Raw genomic sequence first — 19,659 nt, forward strand, 5'->3', positions numbered from 1 at the left:
TTTGCGGAGCGGGGTAACCCGCTCCGCAAGCCCTCTTCAGAGGGGGTAGCATATGTTAATAGATCGACTGCAACCCGAGAGCGTTTCAGTCAGCAGTTCCTCTCCCCAACTCACCTCCCTCTCCAGCTCTGTCCAAAATCCCCAACCAGAAAAGCAGAAAGCCGAAGACCCCGCAATCACAGACCAGGTGCTCTTTTCCGGGCAGGGAGACCGCAGGCTGGCGGGTATCCGCCTGCAAAACGAGCGGCAAAACAGCGCCGCAGCCGCCATCAGGGAGACGGACAAGGCGGCCCAGGATCTGGGTCAAAAGATTGACAAGCTGAAGGAACCTCTGGAAACGATAGTTAAAAATTTTCCTCCCTTCGCACCGCAAGACAAGGAAAGGGTCAGGCTCCTGAGAAGCTACACGGCGCTTCGCAAGGAGATCGACCAGCTCACTCTTCCTCCCCCTCCTTCCATCGTCGAGGCCCGCAAGCAGGTGGCGCTTCCCGAGCCGCTCGGTATGAATGCGGACGACAGTCAAATTGCTGACCACGTGGACAAACTTGACGCGGCGGCGCAGTCGCTGACGGCGCTGCGCGGCGACATTGCCGCCGGGACCACCTCGTTTGTGGCCGACGGGCGTTTCGCCAGCATCTTCTCCGCGCCCAAGGGCCCGGAAACACAGGTTTCGGAGCCCATCGCCAGCGAATCGCGCGCGGCAGAAAAAAGTGCCGAGATTGGCCAGCAATTTGCAGAATCGGTAACTCAGGGGGTGGCGCAACAGCACCCTCAATTCCTGAAAGGGTTGAGTTAACCGACATGTCCCTGAAAATTACCTTGAAGAGCAACGAGCGGCTGATCGTAGGCGGCGCCGTGGTCAGAAACGGCGGCAAGGGGACGGTTCTCTTCATCGAGAACACGGTCCCCATACTGCGCGAAAAGGACATCCTGGGCGAAAAGGACACCACCACGCCCTGCAAGAGGGTCTACTTCACCATCCAGCTCATGTATATCGACGAGCCGAACGTCCCGAACTACGTCAAGGCGTACTCGGAACTGGCGGCCGAGATACTGAAGGCGGCCCCGAGCACCAGGAGCTACATCGAGCAGTTGAACGAACGGATAGAGGCCGGGAACTACTACCAGGCACTCAAACTTGCGAAGAATCTCATCGAGTACGAAGAGGAGCTACTGAAAAATGCAAACTAACAACGCGATCAAGGAGTACGTCGGTATCCAGAAGGAGAGCATGTCGGGACGCGAGCTCGAAGCCTCCGTGCTGACCAAGGCGGGGCTGATGCTCAAGGCCGTCCAGGAAAACTGGGATGCCCCGGACCGCGAAGCCAAGATGCTGGAGGCGATAAAGTACAACCAGAAGGTCTGGAGCTTCTTCCAGGCCGAGCTGACCGAGCCCAACCACCCGATGCCCAAGAAGCTGCGCGAGGACCTCTTGAACCTGAGCCTGTTCGTGGACAAGAGGTTCTTCGAGGTGATGGCTTTCCCGACCGCGGAAAAGCTCTCCATCGTCATCGACATCAACTTCAACATCGCCGCGGGCTTGCGGACCAACCCCGAGAACGCGGGTTAGTCGCCGAAGCAGCTGATCTTCGAGGGGGATTGCCACAGGGTGGTCCCCCTCGCTCACGTTCTCACGCGTCGCTATCCCCGCGCGCCCGCATCATCCCGCCCAAGCAGAACATCAAAACCTCGAAACCAAAACCATCAGCCACGGAGAAAATCTGAGGAAATCCGAGAAAGCCTAAAAACACAAGCACGACACTTTGGGGTAAACCCAAAGACGTTAGGTTCCCTCAGAAGTTCTCAGATTTCCTCCGTGGCTAGCTTTTCGCGCGACGTCGCCCAAAGCTCCGCCAGCACCCCCTCCAGTTCCCGCGTGACGCCGGCCGCGTCCAGAAGCGGCGAGCGCCGCATCCTTTCCCGGGCACCCGCCCGGAACTCCCGTAGCGTCTCCCGGTCGCGCGCCACCTGCCGCGCCATGTCGACGTAGGCCGCCTCGCTGGTCGTCACCAGGTCGGCCAGCCCGCAGTTGGTGAGCAGGCTCGCGCCGGTGCGCGAACAGTGGCGGTCGCCGGCGAGGGAGATCACCGGTACCCCCATCCAGAGCGCCTCGCAGGTCGTGGTGGTGCCGTTGTAGGGGAAGGTGTCGAGCCCGATGTCCACGCGCTGGTACTGCTCCAGGTGCTCCCGGGTGCCGGGTTGTCCCTGGTCCAGCTCGATGCGCTCGGCCGCCACCCCCTGCTCCAGGAACTGCTCCAGGATGCGCTGGCGCACCCCCCGGTCCGCCAGCGGCTTCGCCTTCAGGAGCAGGCGCGAGTCGCCGACGGCGCGCAGCACGCGGCTCCAGAGCGCGATCACCTCCGGGGTCACCTTGGAGAGGTTGTTGAACGAGCCGAAGGTGATGTAGCCGTTGGCGCCGCAGGGGGGAGGGGCGATCTCCGGGGCCTCGGCAGGGGGGGCGTAGCAGCAGAAGGAGCGGGGAGCCTGAGCAGCACCTCGCTGTGCAGGCGGTCTTCGATCCCGGGGGGGTCGGCGAGCGCATCGGTGATGCGGTAGTCCATCTCCTTCAGCCCGGTAGTGTCGGGGTAGCCGATCCAGGTGACCTGGATGGGGGCGGGACGATGACAGAAGACGGGGAGCCGGCTGCCGGAGGTGTGCCCGGCCAGGTCGACGAGGATGTCGATGCCGTCGCCGGCGATGAGGGCCGCGGCGTTGTGGTCGGCCATGCCGTGGATGTCGCGCCACTGATCGCAAAGTTCCCTGAGGCGCCCGGTGGTCGCATCGGGAGCGGGGACGTTGGCGTAGCAGAAGATCTCGAAGCGGTCGCGGTCGTGCTGCTTGAGCACCGGCTCGATGAAGCTCGCCACCGCGTGTCCCCGGAAGTCCGGGGAGAGGTAGCCGACCCTGATGCGGCCGCCGCGATGGGGACGGTCCACTGTCTGGCGGTTGGGGCGGAAGGGACGGCTGCGCGCAGCCTTCAGATGCTCGGCGTAGATCCCGCGCCTGGTGAACTGCGGCGCGTAGTGCAGGGCGAAGAGGAGGTTCTGCCGGGCGTCCAGGTGGTCCGGGTCGAGGCGCAGCGTCTCCCGGTAGGCCGCCACCGCTTCCAGGCTCCTCCCCTGCGCGTGCAGCACGTTGGCGAGGTTGTAGGCGAGGCGCACCGAGCCGGGTGCCAGCTCGACCCCTGCGCGCAGCAGCGCCTCGGCCTCGGTCAAGCGCAGCGCCTCCTTCAAAAGGAGGGCGAGGTTGATGCGTGCCTCGCCGAAGCCCGGTTCGATGCGCAGCGCCTGTGCGAAGGCGGCCGCCGCCCGCTCCAGCTGCCCCAGTTGCCGCAGCGCGCCCCCCAGGGCGTTGAGGGCCTTGGTGTTCTCCGGCTCCAGGCTCAGGGTCCGGGCCAGCAAGCCGGCCGCCTCCCGCGCCTGGCCGTCCTCCCCCTTGAGCACCGCGAGTAGGTAGCAGGCCGCGGCGGAAGGAGGCTCCTGCCGCACCAGCTCCTCGAGCCGGGCGCGCGCCTCCTCCTGCATCCCCTTGCGCAGGAGAAGCTCCACGTATTTGAGCTGTGCCTGCCCCGAGTGCTCCTGGTTCATGTCAGCTCCGGTACAGGGTGAGCTGGCGCAGGTAGTCGAGCCGGGTGCCGAAGAGCCGGCAGGTCCCGGGCGTCCAGCGCCTCATCTGCGCCACGGCCAGCGACACGTTGGAGAGGCCGTTGCCCAGGAAGCGGTCGCAGCGCGCGGCGAGGAGGGTGTCGATGAGCACCTCTTCCCCCAGTGCCCGCCGGCTCGCCTGCTTCTGGTAGTGCACCCCCTGCACGTTCGCGGTGCGGGTTGAGACGGTGTAGACGAGCCGGCTGCCGAAGCGTTCCCGGTAGCGGGCCAGGATCCGGTCGTCGTCGGTGCTCAGGAAGATGCGGGCTTGCGGCGTCTCGCGCAAAAGCCGCTCCAACTCCGGGAGGTAGAGGGCGTTCAGCCTGGCGAGCCCCGGGTCCTCCCCCACCTTGTCCCCCCCCCGCACGTGCAGCCCGACGACCGGCGCGCCCGCCAGCTGCTGGCGGTAAAACGCCTCCACCCGCTCCAGGATGCGGGGCTGCACCTTCAGGTAGCGGTCGAACAGGTAGAGGTAGATCTCCTCCGTGGAGCGTCCGTGCAGCGGGTGACCGGCGGGGATCCAGGGGGCGAGGTCGTTGACCGCGTAATGGAAGTCGCTCACCACGACCTCCTCGTTGCGTTCCAGGTTCCAGAGCGCGGAGCAGCGGGACCAGGGACCGTCGAACTTGGCCAGGTTCTCGTGGCGCACGTTGTCGCGCTGCCACTTGGGGGGGTAGAAGCTGCGCCGGCGCGAGATCACGTCGTTGATGGTGACCTGCGAGACCGGCTCGAAGAAGTTGTTGAAGGCGTTCTCCAGCGGATCGTCGCTGAAAAGGGAATTGGTGCCCCAATGCACCACCGGCGAGCGCCCGGTCATCTCGGCCGCGAGGAGCTGCCCCAGCACGTGGTTCACGTCGCTCCAGAAGCCGTAGCCCCAGGCCTTGATGAGCAGCAGACGCTCACCCTGTGGCCGCTGCGGTGGAAGCTCGGCCGCCTGTTGTGCCTTCACCAGGAGGATGCGGGTGGCGCGCGAGTCGTCCCCCTGTTCCAGGGCGCGGGAGAGCGCGGCCGCCGCGGCGCCCGGCTGTCCGATGGCCAGGGCCACCGCGCCGAGGGTACGGCTCACGCGGGGACTCTGGTAGCCGCGGTCCCCGAGGTAGCGGCAGATCAGGTCGGCGGGGGTGACGAACCCCGCGCTGCCGAGAAGCTCGGCGCACTCGGCCAGGGTTTCGCTGGCGATCCCCTCGGCGGGGGATTCCTCTTCCCGTCCCTCCTCGCGCGTCAGGGCGCGCGCCTGGTCGGTGGCGGTCTGGGCGTTCAGGGTGTCCTGGATCTCGGTGAGGGTCGACTTGTCGCCCGCGCGCAGCGGCTCGAGGAAGCGCCGCAGAGCGGCGTCGAGCCTCCCCTCGCGCAACAGGTCGAGCCCCTCCTGTTTCGGGTCCGCTGCGGGAGGGACGTGGCGGCGGCACCATCTCCCCCAGGCGGCCAGCAGTTCCTGTTCCAGTCCCCTGGTGAAGCCGGCGCCGTCGGTGAGCGAGGCGGCGGCCATGGTGGCGCGCAGCGTCTCCCTGAGTCCACGCAGCCGGTGCCGGTCCAGCGCCAGGGCGTGGGCGATCTGCACGAAGCTGCGACCGTCGTGGGCGACGAGGGCGTCCAGCCCGACGCTGTGCAGAAGGGTCGCGCCGACGCGGGAGCGATGCGTGGAGCCGGCGAGCGTCACCACCGGGACCCCCATCCAGAGCGCCTCGCAGGTGGTGGTGGTGCCGTTGTAGGGGAAGGTGTCCAGGGCGATATCGACCCTGCCGTAGAGCGCGAGGTGATCCCGGTAGGACGGGGTGTTGCCGATGAGTTCCAGCCGTTCGCTGTCGATCCCGGCCGCGGTGAAGGCGTCGAGGAAGCGCTGCCGCCCCTGCGGGCAGGCGAGCGAGTATCCCTTGAGCAGGAGCCGTGAGCCGGGGACCGCGCGCAGCACGTCGCCCCACATGGCCAGGGTCTCGCCGGTGATCTTCGCCGGGTTGTTGAACGAGCCGAAGGTGATCCCCCCGGAGGCGAGGCAGGGGAGCGGTGCGACGGCCGGGGCATCCCCGGGGGGCGCGAAGCAGGAGAAGGTGCCCGGGAGCCTGATCAGCTCCTCGCTGTGGTAGCGCTCGGTCTCGCCGGGAGGATCGCAGATGGCGTCGCTGATGCGGTAGTCGATGCCGGTGAGCCCGGTGCTGAAGGGATAGCCGATCCAGGTGACCTGCACCGGCGCCGGCTTGCGGGCGAAGAGCGGCAGGCGGTTCCCCGCGGAGTGGCCGGAAAGGTCGACCAGGATGTCGATGCCGTCCTCGCGCAGCAGCTCTTCCGCCTGGTCGTCGGGGAGCCCGGCGATGTTGACGAAACGGTCGCACCGCTCGGCGAGCTCCGAGCTCTTCCCGTCCGGGACCGCGACGTTGGAATAGCACAGGACCCGGAAGCGGCTCCGGTCGTGGTGGGAGAGGACCGGGGCGATGAAGCGGGCGACGGCGTGCTCCCGGAAGTCGGCGGAAACGTAGCCGATGGTGAGGACCCGGTCCGGGTCGGGGACGTTGGCGTGGGGCTTCACCGCGCGGCGCTGCGAGGCGCCGAAGGCGGCGTGCTCGGCGAAGACGGTCTCTTCCGCGACGTGGGTGCCGTAGAGGAGGGCGAAGAGGAGCGAGCTCTGCGCCTCCAGGTAATCGGGCTTGAGCCGGAGCGCCTCGCGGTAATGGGCGATGGCCTCCTCGTGGCGCCCCTGCGACTTGAGCGCGTTGGCCAGGTTGTGGTGCGCCTCGGGGTAGTCGGGGCGGAGCCTCAGCGCCTGGCGCAGCGACTCGATGGCGGCGGCGCCGTTGCCGAAGCGCTCGTAGAGGATGGCGAGGTTGCTGTGCGGTTCCGGGTAGCGGGGATCGAGGCGGATCGCCTCCTGGAAACTCGCCTGCGCCTCTTCGCCGCGCCCGAGCGCGCTCAGGGCGAGCCCCAGGTTGTTGCGGTATCCGGCGTGGTCGGGCGCCAGGCGGCAGGCCTCTTGGAGTTCGCCCGCCGCCTCCTCCATGCGCCCCACCCGCGCCAGCGCGAAACCGAGGTTGCCGTGCGCCTCGCTCCACTGCGGGACGAGCTGCGCCGCCCGCTCGAAGTGGGGGAGCGCCTCGCCGGGACCGCAGAGCCGCTCCAGGGTGCAGCCCAGGTTGAAGCTGGCCTGGGCGAAATAGGGATCGAGCTGCAGCACGCGCCGGTAGCGCTCGGCGGCGCGGGAAAGGTCGCCGGAGGCGAACAGGGCGTTGGCCGCCGCGAAGAGCTCCTTCAGACTCTGTGACTCGGTCATGGCCGTCCCCCCGCCTGGAGCCGCGCCGCCAGGTCGGCAAGAGGGGCGGCCAAATGCTGCAAGCCGCCTCGCTGCAATCCGCCCGCGTATTCGTTCAGGAAATCGCCGCAGTCAAAGCCCTGTGCCGCCAGGCGCGCCACCTCGGCCTCCCCCCCGGCGCGGTCCCCTTGGAGCAGCAGGCAGACCGCGCAGAGCGAGCGGGCCGCCGGGTAGTCGGGCCACTTCTGCAGCATGGCCCGGCAGCGCGCGAGCGCCGCCGAGGTCTGCCCCAGGTAGAGCTCGCACTTGGCCAGGTTGAAGGTGGCCTCCTTGAGTTCCGGGGCGAGCTCGACCCCCCTCGCGGCGTGGGCCTGCGCCTGCGGGTAATCCCCCGAGCACAAGTACAGGTAGCCCAGGTTGAAGTAGGCCTCGGCATGGTCGGGCTTGACCCGGAGCAGCCGCTGCCAGAGTTGTTCCGCCTCCCCGGTGAGCCCGAGTTCCGTGGCCTGGCGCGCGAGTTCCGCCAGCGCCTCGTGGCTGGTGCCGGTCTCCTCGAGCTTCTGCAGCCCCAGCCGATAGTACAGCTCCTGCTTGGCGCGGTTTCCCGCCTGGTCCAGCTTGCCGTAGTGGTGCACCGGCACGTCGCAGGCGTGGATCGGGATCTCCTCACGGAGCAGGGAGAGCTCCAAAAGCTCGTGCACCGCCCCCTCGAAGCGCAGCGCCGGGAGGTTCGGGAACAGGCGCACCTTGTCGCTGCCGGTCCAGCCGCGCCCCCGCTCCTGTTCCGGGTACTCGCCGCCGTTGGCGACCCAGCCGCGCCGGGCCAGTTCTTCGGTGTAGTTCCTGGTGGTGAAGGAGTAGGCGATGCGCCCACCCTTGCGGGCCAGGTCGGCGAGCGGGCCGAGGTCGGTGGGGGCCAGCACCTCGTCGGCGTCCAGCACCAGGATCCAGTCCCCTGCCGCCTGGGCCAGCGAGAAGTTCCTGGCATCCGCGAAGCTCCCGGTCCAGGGGAACTCGAACAGCCGGGCCCCGAAGATGCGGGCGATGTCGCGGGTCCGATCAGTGGAGCCGGTGTCCACCACGACCAGCTCGTCGGCCAGGCCGCGCAGCGAATCGAGCGCGGCGGCAAGGTCGTGCGCCTCGTCCTTGACGATCATGCAGAGCGAGACGCTCCCGGTGCCTTTCACGGCGGGGGACGGGGCGCCGGCGAGCCCCCGGATCTGCAGGGCGGCGTCGATGCCGGAGTCGTCGAGCCCGAAGCGGGCGGCGGCGCGCTCGATCTCCCGGATCGCCTCGCCGTAGCGGGCGCTCCTGATCAGGAGTTCGATGAGGCCGTAGCAGAGTCCCTTGTGCTCCGGGTAGAGGGCGATGGCGTCGCGCAGGCGCTCCTCTTCGCGCGGCAGGAGGTCGAGCGCGGTGGCGAATTCGTGGTAGCGGCCGAGCGAGGCGATCTGCAGCGGGTCGAGGAGGAAGGCCCGCTCGGCGAGTTGCAGCCCCTGTTTTCTTTCGCCCCGCTCCCAGACCATAGCCGCCAGGGCACAGTAGGCCCGGGCGCAGCCGGGATCGGCCACCAGGACGCGGCGCAGGAGATCCTCGGCCCGGTCCCGCTCGCCCGCCTGCAGCGCCAGCACCCCTTGCTGCTCGAGGAGTTCGGGCGCCTGGTCATCAAGTGCGGCGGCCCGCTCCAGCTCGGAGAGCGCCAGGTCGCGCTCCCCGGCGGCCTCGTGGCAGCGCGCCCGCAACAGGTGCGTCGCCTGCGCCTCTCCCGGCGGGACGTGGGTGAGCACCTCCAGCGCCTCGCGGGTCTGCCCCGCCTCGGAAAGCACCCGGGCCAGGGCGAGGTAGGGGGCGGGGTCACCGTCGGCCAGGTGCACCCCCTGTTCAATCATGAGGTCCACCGCCTGCTTGAGCCTCCCGGCGCGGGCCAGCCGGGTCCCCTCGACCGCCGCCCGGTGCCTGAACAGACGCGCGGCCAGCTCCGGCGCCAGGGCCCCCGGCTCCCACTTCCGCTCCAGGAGCGGTCGCTCCCGGCGCAGTAGGAAATCGTCGTCGGGGCTGCCGTAGCGGTGCACGAAGACGTCACCGGCGACGATGCAGCCGTACCCCTTGAGCGCCGCGCGCAGCGAATAATCCTCGCCCCAGGCGTCCGAGGCGAAGCTGCCGTCCGGCTCGCCGACCTCGTCCAAAAGCTCGCGCGAGAACAGCAGGCAAAAGCCCGCCAGGCGCGGCACGGCGATGCGGCGGCCGTAGTGGTCCCCGGCGAAGGTCTCGGCGCGGCTCTCCAGCCCGGCGAGGTTCCGGTAGTCGCAGGCCACCTTCCCCTGGAGCCCGGGCGCCCGGTTGGTCATGGGGCCGCACAGGCCGGCCTTTTGCTCCCGGGCGAGTGTGTCCAGCATCCGCGCCAGCCACCCCCGGGTCACCACCACGTCCCCCTGCATGAGGACCAGCTCCCTCCCGACCGCCTCGCGCAGGCCGGCGCCGAAGCCGGCCGCGGGGGAGCGCCCGCCGCAGTCGATGAGGAGGTGGCCGCTGTGCCCGGTGCAGAACTCCTGCAGTTCAGCGAGCGCGGCGTCGTCGCCGCCTCGGAACACCAGGATCACCTCGTGCGGCTCCGGGGTATGGCGCTCGATGCTCTCCAGGGACTCGCGGGTGCAGGCGGCGTTGTCGCCGGCCGCCACCACGATCGAGGTGAGCGGGTGCACCTTGGGGCGGAGCTCCCGCTCCAGGAAGGCGATGTTCTCGCGGGCGGGCGCGCTGTCCGGGTTGATCTCCAGGGCGCGGCGGTAGTGCGGCAGGGCCGCCTGGTAGCGCTCCATGAGTATGAGGATCATCCCCGCGCAGAGGTGGGCCTCCAGGTCGTCCGGGTTCGCCGCCACGAACGCGGTCTGGTGCTGCAGCGCCTGGTAGAGCTCGCTTTTCAGGAAGGAAAGGAGGGCGTCCCGGTAGGTCTCGTTGCCGGGGTCGATGATGGCGGCCTTTTCGAAGTACTTCTTGGCGTAGCCGATCTCCCCCTTCTTGTAGAAGATGCGGGCCAGTTCCAGGTGGAAGCGGGGCGCGCGCGGGTGCAACTCGCTGAAGCGCTCCAACTCCGGGAGTATGGCTCCCTCCCCGGCCTCCAGCAGCGCCGAGAGGGTCTGGAACTGCTGCCACTCGTGGGGCTCCAGTTCCATCGGCGGGGGGGCGAGCGGTGCGAAGCGGGGGCGGTATTCCTTCTGCACCTCCAGGTACTCCAAGGTGGGGAGATCCCCCTTGCGGGACACGGTCTCCTCGGAAAGCCAGTAGAGCCCGAGGAACTGCGGGACGTGGACGAAGTCGCGCCTGAGCGCCGCGCGCAGCCACAGTTCGTAATCGGCGGCGCTCTTGAAACGCTCGTCGAAGTAGCCGATGTCGTCGTGCAGCGCTTTTCTCCAGAGCGGGAAGGGGCCGACGCAGCAGAGCTCCAGGAGGTTCAGCCGGTTGAATTCGGGCCAGTCGCGAAAGCCGAAGGACTCGTGCCGCTCGAAGGTGGCGTTCTCCTGTTTGGTGATGCGCATGTCCGGGTAGGCGAGCACGCACTCCGGGCGCTCCCGCAAGGCGCGCACCAGGATCTCGTAGGCGTCGTGCCTCAACCGGTCGTCCGTGTTGGCGTTGGTGACGAACTCGCCGGTCGCCATGCGGATGCCGCGGTTCCAGGCCTGGTAGACGGTCTCGCGCTTCCCGGTCCGCAGGTACCGGATGTTGTCGTAGCGGGCCTGGAACTCCGCCACGATGGCGCCCTCGTTTCCCGGCGAGGCGGAGTCGATGACGATGATCTCCAGCTCGGGGGCGATGGTCTGCGCCTCCAGGTCCTCGAGCTTGCCGCGCAAAAAGCGCTCGGAGTCGTAGGTGGAGACGATGGCGGAAACCAGGTATTTCTTCGACATGGAGAGAGTCACAGGATCACCCGGTCGCCCTGGATCAGTATGGGGAGCGGCGCCGGCGGGTTGAAGGGCGTCTTCTCGGCGGCGAAAAGCTCGCGCTCGCGGGCGAGCACCCGGTCCGCCTCGGCGGTGTAGCCCGCCTTGTCCTTGGATTTCTGCAGCGGGTGGTCGCGGAAGCCGGCGAGCATCATGTCGACGGAGAAGAGGCGCGCGCTCCTGAAGAAGCGGGCCCACAGTTCCAGGTCGGCGGCCAGCGGCAGGGTCTTGTCGATGCAGGCCCCGCTTCTCTCCCACAGGCCGCGGCGCCAGAACACCCCTTCCTGCTGGATGAACTCCTGGTCTGCCAGGTACTTGGCCCGGGAGTTGAGGGGGAGGTAGGAGAGGATGTGCTTTTGTCTCCCCTGCTCGTCGAAGCTGTTGGGGCGCCCCATGAGCCACTCCACCTCGGCGCATTCGGCGAAGATGCGGCCGGCCGCGTCGAAGGCGCCGGGGTGGAACATGTCGTCGGCGTTCAGCCAGGTCATGATCTCGCCGGTGGCGCGGTTCAGCCCCTCCTCGATGGCGGCGTACTGGCCGGCGTCCTTATGGCTGCGCCAGTAGGCGATGTGCTTCTCGTAGCGCCGGATCACCTCGACCGTGTCGTCGCTGGAGCCTCCGTCCAGGATGATCAGCTCCAGGTTCGGGTACCCCTGGGACAGGATCGACTCCAGGCAGTCCTTGAGGAAGTGGCCGTAGTTGTAGGAGGGGATCACCACGGAGAGGCGCGGCCGGGTGGGTGCGGCGGGGCGCGGCGCCGGGCTCTGCGTCATTTCCTGGAGCTGCTCCCAGCGCTCCCGGTAGTAGCGCACGTGCTCGCCGCGCACCGGGTAGACCAGGTCGCTCCTGCTGCCGTGCTTCAGGAGTTCCAGCGCCGTCGCGTAGTTGCGGTTCTGGGCGGCGAAGAAGGAGAGCCAGAAGTAGATGATGCCGTAGTTGCAGTTGAAGCTGTAGGAGACCACCTCGAAGTGCCGGATGAACTCCTGGACCCTGGCCTGCGGCAGCGCCGCGATGCGGCTGTCGGCGGCGAGGATCGCCTCGCGCCGGGCGGGATCGGCGAGGTCGCCGCGCATGGAGGTGATGAAGTCCTCGAAGGTCGGCCCTTCCGGCTCCGGCCCCCCCTGCGCCTGCTCCTCCAGGAAGCGGCAGATCTTCCCCACCGTGTCCAGGGTGCGCAGGTCCACGTCGTAGACGATCTCCATGCCGATGCTGTTCACCGCGAAGGTGTAGGTCTCCACCAGGTTCAGCGAGTCGAGGAGCCCCGAGTCGACCAGCTCCGTTTCCGCGTCGATGTCGAGCTCGAGCCCCTTGCCGCGCAACAACTCCGCCACGAAGTCGAGGAGCCTGTCTTCCAGCCCGGCGAGCCCCCCTTGCCGTTGGTGCGGCATGTCCAGCGCGTTCAACAACAGCGAAACGAAGGACTCCGGCTCGTCCGCCGGCTCGAATGGGGGTGTATCGCTTTGGAATTCGAGCGAGATGCCGGTGAGCTGGGCGATGTCGTCCAGGTAGCAGCGCGCCGCCTGCACGTTCAGGTGGATGCCGTCCTTTTGCAACAGGTGCGGCAGGGGGGTGCCGTCCTCCCCGAGGATGCGGTCCGCCGGGTCGATGACCGCGACCCCGGCCTGGGCGCACCACTGTTTCATGTGCGAGTTGAAGGTGCGCGCGATCTGAAGTACCTCGTCCGGGGAGACGCCTGGGAAGGTGAGTTCGTGCGCCGGCTGCGGAAAGACCAGCCAGCCGAACCTGCCCAAGCGGGAGAGTTCGGTGAAGAGCTGCTCGTAGAGCTGCTGCAGCGCCCTGAGCGCGTTGTTCAGCTGGAATTGCGAGGCGGCGCCGCAGAGGTCGTAGATGTCGTGGATGCCGAGGCTCAGGAACTTCCACTCATCGCGGTGTTCGGCGAAGAGCTCGCGCACCTTGTGCCCGGCGGGGTGCCCGTTGTAGAAGTCCGGGGCGGTGAGCGCACCGACCCATATGACGCTGACCTGCTCGGCGCCGGCCAGGGTCACCAGTCCCTGCTGCTTGAAGGTGTTCACGTTGCTGTTGCCGACTACTATCATAAAAGGCTGAATCCTTTGTTCAGGTAGAGTTCCTTGTTGCGGGCCCGGGAGATCTTGCCGCTGGAGGTCTTCACCAGCGTCATGTGCTCGACCACCTCGACCCTCTTGGGGACGGTCCCCACCTCCTCCATGACCGCCTTCTGCACCGCGATCTTGATCGGCGTCGGGGTGGCATTCGGGACCCGTTCCACCACCACGTACAGTTCCTCGGTCCCCAGCTCGTCGTCCCAGACGCCGAAGCAGACGGTGCGCCCGGAGTAGACCCCCGGCACCTCGGAGGCGACGTATTCCACGTCCTGGGGATAGATGTTCTTGCCGTGCACGATGAGGATGTCCTTCTTGCGGCCGGTGATGTAGACCTCGCCATCCTCGTCCAGGAAACCGAGGTCGCCGGTCAGGCAGAATCCGTCGCGCAAGGGGCGCGTCCCGTCCAGGAAACGGTGGAACAAAAACGGGGAGCGGATGCCCACCTCGCCGTCGCCGCTTTCCATCGGGTCGAAGATGCGCACCTCGACCCCGGGGATCGGTTTGCCGCAGGAGAGGACGTTGCGGGCCGGGTGCACCCTGGTCGAGTTGCCGCTCCAGGGGAGGGTCTGGGAGACCGCGAAGGTGTTCTCGGCCAGTGCGTAGCAGACGGTGAGCGACTCCGGCTTGACGGTGGGGAAGCGCTCCGCGAACATGGCGTGGCTCTTGGCGCGCGCCGGCTCGGAGCAGTTGATCCAGAGCCGGACGCTGGAGAGGTCGCGCACTTTCCCCTTCTGGGCCAGCACCTGGTAGGTGAAGTTGGGGAGGAAGCAGATGGTCGGGCGGCGCTCCTCGACGAGCTGCAGCAACAGGTCGGGCTGCATGATCCAGTCGAAGGGGTCGATCTGGTAGAAGGGGATCCCGGTCATGAGCGGCATCAGGTAGCAGGCGATCAGTCCCATGTCGTGGTACAGCGGCAGCCAGGTGGCGATGGCGTCCCCTTCGGTGAGGCGCAGGGTGGCGGCGTAGCTCTTCATGTGCTCAACCACCCCCTCGTGGGTCAGCACCACACCTTTCTGCATCCCGGTGGAGCCGGAGGAGAACTGCACCAGGGCGTTTTCGTTGGCGCGCGAAAAGTCCTCGTCCGACGGCTCCGCAGCGGAGCCGGGGGTGAAGATGGGGAGCGACCCGAACTGCTCGAACAGGTGCTCCCCTTCCTGGTCGGTGAAGACCGCGCCGAAACGGGTGATCTCGTGGATGTGCCCGAGCTTCTTGCCGTATTCCGCCGGGTTCACCTTGGAGGAGGGGTAGCTGATCTGTGCCGGGAGGTGCCCGGCTTTCATGGCGCCGATGTAGGCGGCCAGAAGGTGTATGTCGAGCTGCTTCACGAACAGCACGATGCTCTGGTGCGGCAGCGGGGCGAACAGGCCGGCGTAGTGGCAGACCCGGTCCCAGAACTCCCGGCGCGAGAACTCCTGCCAGGTTCCCTTGACCCGGACGGAGCAGCAGTGCGCGGCGGGGTTGTCCCGGACCAGCTCTTCGATGCAGCCGGGGACGTCAGGGGCGGCGGGGAATTTCATGGTGCGTCTCCTTTATCTTTCCAAATCCCCTCTCCCCCAGGAGAGGGTCAGGGTGCGGGCGTTGTTGTCAGATGATCTGATGCTTGCGTGGCGACTCCCTCACCCCCCCTCCGGGCACCCTCTCCCAGGGGAGAGGGGAATGGGGGAGAGAATCGCTAATTCTGGTTCTTTCTTACGCCAGCAGCGCTTCCAGGCGGTTGATGAGCGGCAGCGCGTGGTCGCGGTTGCCCGGGTTGCAGTGGTAGTCCTGACGCGCCCAGATGAGCGCCTCGCGCGGCTGCCCGAGACAGGTGAGGCAGTGCGCCTTCAACAGCGACAGCCCGTCGATCCTCTGGCTCTGGTTGATGTTGCGCCGCAGCGCCTCGTCGATGATGGCGAGCGCGGCGGCCGCGTTGCCCGAATCGATGAGCGCCATGGCCCCCTCTAAAAGGGCGCGCTGCTCCAGTCCGGGCCCCTTCGCGGCGCCCTTCGCCGGGGCGGGGACGAACAGTGACTCGAACTCCACGCGCGGGAAGTATTCCAGGCAGCCCCCCTTGGTGGCGTTGAAGACGTTGTGCCCCCAGCGCCTGGCGTAGTGGGCGAGCCTCTGGTACTGGTCGCGCAGCCGGTTCATGCACGCCTCGAACTCGAGCCACTCGAACTCCAGGTCGTAGCGCGCCGGCTGGGACTCCGAGTAGAAGTGCTCCTCCTTGTGGTTGGCGTAGCTCTCCTTGGTGATGGCCAGGAAATCGTGGTCGCAGCCGATGAAGTAAACCGGGTCGCACCCCATGTAGAAGGCGAGCATCAGGCTCGAGAGCACCACGTTCTGGGAGTAGGGGGGGACCGGCTGGGTGAAGTCGATCACGTCGTGGTCCAGCCTGGTGTAGTCGAAGTGGTAGAAGTGGGTCTCGATGAGCGGCCCGTTGTTCAGGTTGCTGTAGTACTGGTAGCCGGCGCTCGGCACGAAGAGCCGGGTATGGATGTTGAGCGATTTCACGTGGTTGATTGCCGGCAGGAAGGGCTGGTCCGGGCGGTCCCAGCCGGCCGGGTCGGCGAGCACCCAGTAGCCAGGGCGGATCAGGGTGGCCAGCGGGTGGTTGTGGAACCAGCTCGCCACGATGGTGACCTCGCCCGCCAGGTGGGAGAGATCCTGGCTCGCCAGCGACGGGCCGTTGCCGATCACGAAGGCGCGTCGCCCGGCGTGGCAGTTTTTCAGTGGTGCGTTCTTGCTCAGGAGTTCCTGGATGGTCATTCCTTTACCTCGGTGCGGCGGCTCTCAGTGCCATCCGGTTATGATGCGTGCTGACGGCGGACATCATCATGCGCCGCCCCGCCTCGCCGTCGAAGAGGAGGCGGGCGTCGTACTTGTCGGGGTCGAAAGGGTGCGGCGTCACCCCGGGGGCGAGCCGGTACAGCACGAAGTTGTCGGAGAGGTCGACGATGTCGTAGCTAACCCCGCAGGCCACTTCCAGGTAGAACAGGTTCAGGATCGGGTACTCGTGCGGCGACTGCACCACGTAGGTCGGGGGGCTGGTGCAGAAGGCGGCCACGATGTCGGCCCCCTCCTGGTACAGGTTGGGGGGCATCAGGTCGAGGTTGATCTTGCCCGGCCCGTAGGCCCCCATGAGCACGTGGCAGAAAAAGCCGGTGAAGCCGCGTCCGGCCATCAGGTAGACGTTGGAGTAGCCGTTGTTGACGTTGAAGAGCCAGGACTCTTCCGGTTTCAACAGGCGCGCCATGAAGGCGGCGATGTCGGTGAGCGGCGAGGCGTTGGAGCCCGAAGGGAGAAAGAGCCGCTTGAAGTACGGGTAGCGCACGATGGCGGCGCCGCAGAGCGGTACCGTCGCGGTGAACAGGATGAGCGCCAGCCCCGACCCCGCGCTGACCACGATGCCCATGCCGTAGGCCGCCGCGATGCAGAGAAAGACCGTGAGCGACTGGGTGTACCAGAGCGTCATCCGGAGCGGGAAGATCAGGCAGAGAAAGAGCATGGCGCAGCCGATGAGGAGCGCCGCGCGGGGGTCGCCGAAAAAGAAGAAGAGCGCCGCCAGGAAGATGAGCGGCAGGTGCTGCAGCGAGTAGTCCCGGGCCCGGTCGGAGAACATCGACTTCAGGTACGCCTTGGGGTCGAGCCGATAGCGGTAGTAGTAGTAGCCGAAGATGCGCGCGAAGAAGTTCCCTTCCGCGGCCACCTTCTGCATCGGCCGTTTGGGCAAAAGGAGCTTCACGACCACGAAGAGCAGCGCCGGGGCCGCGTAGCAGCCGGCGACGATCATCATGTCGTCCCTCCCCGGGAGGAGGCCATAGCAGAGGTAGGCCAAGGTCCAGACCGACAACAGCCCCGGGAACTTGCAGAGCTGTGAGAGCCCCAAGAGCACGCCCCCCGCCGCGACGACCGGCAGCGCGCCCGTCGAGGCGCCGTAGAACGCGACGCTCCCCCCAAAAAGCGTGAAGAAGAGCTCGTAGTGCTCCGGTTCCACGAACCAGTTCAGGTTGATGGGGAAACTGAAGCTCAGGCCGTAGAGACAGGCGGCGGCGAGGGCGACGGAGTCCGAGCCGGTCAGACCCAAGGCGAACAGGTACACGAGCGGAGTGAGCGTCGCGATGAACAGGACGTGGCAGCGCTGGAACTTCTCCAGCTTGTTGCCGAACAGGTCCCACTGCAGCGACAGGGAGAGCATCGGGATGGGAAAGCCGGTCTCCGCGAAGAACACCCGCGTCAGCGAGAGCCCCGCCACGCGGTACCCCGCCATGTTGCCGATGTGGTAGGCGTCGTAACCCGGCAACTGGCGCCAGAGCGGCACCAGGGCGACCAGGTAGAGGGTGAGGCATTTCAGGAGCAAGACAAGGATCGCCACCGGTTACCTCACATGAACTCGTTGGTGCGCTTGAAGGAGGAGATCCTGATGATGTCGCCGAGCGCCCCCATCCCCACCATGAGCGAAACGGCGACGCCGAAGATCATGTAGTAGAGCGACAGGGTGGGCATGCGCAGCATCGCGATCACCATGGCCGGGATGCAGACGAAGGCCACCATGGCCAGGGCCAGGATGATGAAGAACTTGATCGGGTTGAAGAAGACGATCCCCTGCACGATGAACTGCATGGTCCGGATCGAGTCGCGCAGGTGCTTCACCTTGGTCTTGCCGTCCCGCTTGGAGTACTGGATCGGGATGAACTTGACGAAGTAGAAGAGCCCCGAGGTCAGGATACTGATGCTGGTGGTGAAGGAGAAGGTGCCGCACAGAAAGGGCATCAGGTTGATGACGATCTCGCGCTTGAAGAGCCGGAAGCCGCTGTTGGGGTCCTCGATGCGGCTGTCGTTCAAAAACGACACGATCTTCTTGTAGATGCGGCGGAAGATCCGCTTGGCGAAGCAGTCGATGTCGTCGATGTTGGCCCGGTGCCCCACCACCATGTCGAACCCCTTCTCCATCTCGGCCACGAAACGGGGCAGGTCCTCGATGGGGTAGGAGCCGTCGGCGTCGACGATGCCGATCCACTGGTAGTGGGCCCGGTTCACGCCCGACTTGATGGAGTTGCCGTAGCCGATGTTGAGCGGGTGGTGCACGACGTGGATCCCCGGGATCTCTTCCAGCAGTTCCCCGGTGCCGTCGGTGGAGCCGTCGTTGACCACGATAAGTTCGCTGGCGATATGCAGCGCCGCCAGTGCCTTCTGGATGCGCTGCACCGTCTCTGCGATGCTCCCCACCTCGTTGTAGGCCGGAACCACCATGGTGAGTCCCGGCAGGGAGCTGGTCTCCCTCTCCCGTCTGTCTCTGTGTGGTGTCACTTGTTCTTCCCTTTCCCGGTGATGAACATGACCGCGTCGTTCTTTAGTGCCGCGAAGCCGAGCCTCAGGTAGTCGGAGGCGGAGTAGCGTATCGGCACGATGTATTTGCTGAACTGGTAGTTCTTGACGAGAAAATAGATCAGGAAAAACAGCTTGTTGTTGGGGAGGTAGATGAGCCTTTTGGTGATCAGGTTCTTAAGCCACGGGAAGGTCACCGCCACGGTCCCCAGAAGCGAGATGTTCTTCTGCACCTCCTTCTCCTTGGCGCTGAAGCTGTCCAGCATGGAGTAGTCGCCGGAGGTCCGGTTGATCTCCTCGTGGGTCAGGTCGGCGCGCACCAGGCCGTTCTTGACGCAGTAGCTGAAGAGCTCGGTGCCGGGGTAGGGGACGCAGATGGTGAACAGCCCGCACTTGGGCTTCGCCTTCAGGTAGAGCTCGATGGTGTCCAGCTCGTCCTGGATGGTCGAGTGCGGCAGCCCGATCATGGAATTGGTGTAGATGTTGATGCCCGCCTCGTTGAACAGATCGAAGGAGCGGAGCATCTGCTCGTTGTTCTGCCCCTTGCGGCTCAGGACCTGGCTTCTCAGCTCCTCGTTGGCGGTCTCGATGCTCATGCAGACCGAGGCGCACCCCGCCTTCTTCAGCACCGCGACCAGCTCGGGGGTGATGATGTCCGACTTGATCAGGCAGTAGAACGGGATGCCCACCCGCTTGCTGTACTTGTCGGCGAATTCCTCGATCCACTCGTCGTGGCGCACGATGAAGACGTCGTCGGAGAAGCGGATGTACTCGGTCGGGTACTTCGCCGTCACCTCGAGGATCTCGGCGATGACGTTGTCGACGCTCCTTTTGCGGTAGGTGGGGCCCAGGCCGTGGTAGACCCTGCGGTAGCCGTGGTTGAAGCAGTAGGCGCAGCTGTACGGGCAGCCGCGCGAGGTGTAGAAGGAGCGGAGCTTGAAGTGCTTCCAGTCCGAGTTCTGGTAGACGAGGTCGCGGTCGATGAAGGGGAGGGCGTCGAGGTCGGTGATGAGCGGCCGGATGGCCGTCCTCTGCTCTTTGGTCTGGATGTTGAGGATGCCGGAGAAGTTGCGAATCCCCTGCTCCAGGCGCTCCAGCACCTCGGCGAAGGCTTCTTCCCCCTCGCCGATGCAGACCCCGTCCGCCTCGACGTCGTCGACGGCGTCCGGAACGAAAGTGGTGTGCGGCCCGCCGAGGAGTATGGGGAGTTCCGGGTGGCTGCGGCGCAGCTGCGCGATGGTTTCCTTGAGGTCGGAGTAGTCACCGGACATGCAGGAGACCGCCACCAGCTCAGGGGCCTCGTCGGCCACCGCTTTCAGGGCCTCGGGCGAGACGGCGACCCGGCTCTCCCAGCCGCGCTTGCGGGCGATGGCGGAGAGTTGCATGATCCCCATCGGTTCCCCCGCTATGGTGATCCGTCTTACGACGAACAGTACTTTCATCGGTGC

General features: G+C 66.6%; 13 protein-coding genes. 3 read left to right on the top strand and 10 right to left on the bottom strand.

Annotated features, from left to right (window positions below; genetic code table 11):
• Positions 1–52: 52 nt before the first annotated feature.
• From KP001_RS18365 to flaF, 3 genes are read left to right on the top strand one after another with little or no spacing between them, the layout of a single operon-like run.
• On the top strand, positions 53–796 hold the full coding sequence (locus KP001_RS18365; RefSeq protein WP_217286992.1) for a hypothetical protein: 744 nt from the start codon (positions 53–55) through the stop codon (positions 794–796).
• A 5-nt stretch (positions 797–801) separates the two neighbouring features.
• Entirely contained in the window at positions 802–1,191 is a 390-nt protein-coding gene (locus KP001_RS18370) for a flagellar biosynthesis repressor FlbT (protein ID WP_217286993.1), read from the top strand.
• Positions 1,181–1,570 (top strand): flagellar biosynthesis regulator FlaF, encoded by a 390-nt coding sequence (gene flaF, locus KP001_RS18375; protein ID WP_217286994.1) that lies wholly within the window; start codon positions 1,181–1,183, stop codon positions 1,568–1,570. Before KP001_RS18370 ends, flaF begins: the two co-directional genes overlap by 11 nt.
• Before the next feature lie 233 nt (positions 1,571–1,803).
• Here the strand turns inward: flaF and KP001_RS22110 are convergent, their stop codons facing one another.
• The 10 genes from KP001_RS22110 to KP001_RS18420 form a co-directional block, all read right to left on the bottom strand.
• Positions 1,804–2,358 carry an O-linked N-acetylglucosamine transferase family protein gene (locus KP001_RS22110; RefSeq protein ID WP_239027824.1) on the bottom strand — a complete coding sequence of 185 codons (555 nt, stop codon included), beginning with the start codon at positions 2,356–2,358 and terminating at the stop codon, positions 1,804–1,806.
• Between the two features lie 8 nt (positions 2,359–2,366).
• Entirely contained in the window at positions 2,367–3,587 is a 1,221-nt protein-coding gene (locus KP001_RS18380) for an O-linked N-acetylglucosamine transferase, SPINDLY family protein (RefSeq protein ID WP_239027825.1), read from the bottom strand.
• 1 nt (position 3,588) lies between these two features.
• Positions 3,589–6,906, bottom strand: a complete 3,318-nt coding sequence (locus KP001_RS18385) for an O-linked N-acetylglucosamine transferase family protein (protein WP_217286995.1) — start codon at positions 6,904–6,906, stop codon at positions 3,589–3,591.
• Positions 6,903–10,799 (bottom strand): glycosyltransferase, encoded by a 3,897-nt coding sequence (locus KP001_RS18390; RefSeq protein WP_239027826.1) that lies wholly within the window; start codon positions 10,797–10,799, stop codon positions 6,903–6,905. The genes KP001_RS18385 and KP001_RS18390 overlap by 4 nt, the downstream gene beginning before the upstream one ends.
• Positions 10,796–12,877, bottom strand: coding sequence for a glycosyltransferase (locus KP001_RS18395; RefSeq protein WP_217286996.1), 2,082 nt, complete (start codon positions 12,875–12,877; stop codon positions 10,796–10,798). The genes KP001_RS18390 and KP001_RS18395 overlap by 4 nt, the downstream gene beginning before the upstream one ends.
• The gene (locus KP001_RS18400; RefSeq protein ID WP_217286997.1) at positions 12,874–14,421 is read right to left on the bottom strand and encodes an AMP-binding protein; all 1,548 of its coding nucleotides are present in this window, start codon (positions 14,419–14,421) and stop codon (positions 12,874–12,876) included. Before KP001_RS18400 ends, KP001_RS18395 begins: the two co-directional genes overlap by 4 nt.
• A gap of 172 nt (positions 14,422–14,593) precedes the next feature.
• Positions 14,594–15,652, bottom strand: a complete 1,059-nt coding sequence (locus tag KP001_RS18405; protein ID WP_217286998.1) for a hypothetical protein — start codon at positions 15,650–15,652, stop codon at positions 14,594–14,596.
• 4 nt (positions 15,653–15,656) lie between these two features.
• Positions 15,657–17,258, bottom strand: coding sequence for a hypothetical protein (locus KP001_RS18410; RefSeq protein ID WP_217286999.1), 1,602 nt, complete (start codon positions 17,256–17,258; stop codon positions 15,657–15,659).
• Between the two features lie 8 nt (positions 17,259–17,266).
• On the bottom strand, positions 17,267–18,193 hold the full coding sequence (locus KP001_RS18415; protein ID WP_217287000.1) for a glycosyltransferase family 2 protein: 927 nt from the start codon (positions 18,191–18,193) through the stop codon (positions 17,267–17,269).
• Positions 18,190–19,653: a B12-binding domain-containing radical SAM protein gene (locus KP001_RS18420; protein WP_217287001.1), complete on the bottom strand. Its 1,464-nt coding sequence runs from the start codon at positions 19,651–19,653 to the stop codon at positions 18,190–18,192. The genes KP001_RS18415 and KP001_RS18420 overlap by 4 nt, the downstream gene beginning before the upstream one ends.
• Positions 19,654–19,659: the final 6 nt, after the last annotated feature.

Origin of the sequence: Geomonas subterranea (genome assembly GCF_019063845.1) — a bacterium.
In the GTDB taxonomy this organism is placed as follows: domain Bacteria; phylum Desulfobacterota; class Desulfuromonadia; order Geobacterales; family Geobacteraceae; genus Geomonas; species Geomonas subterranea.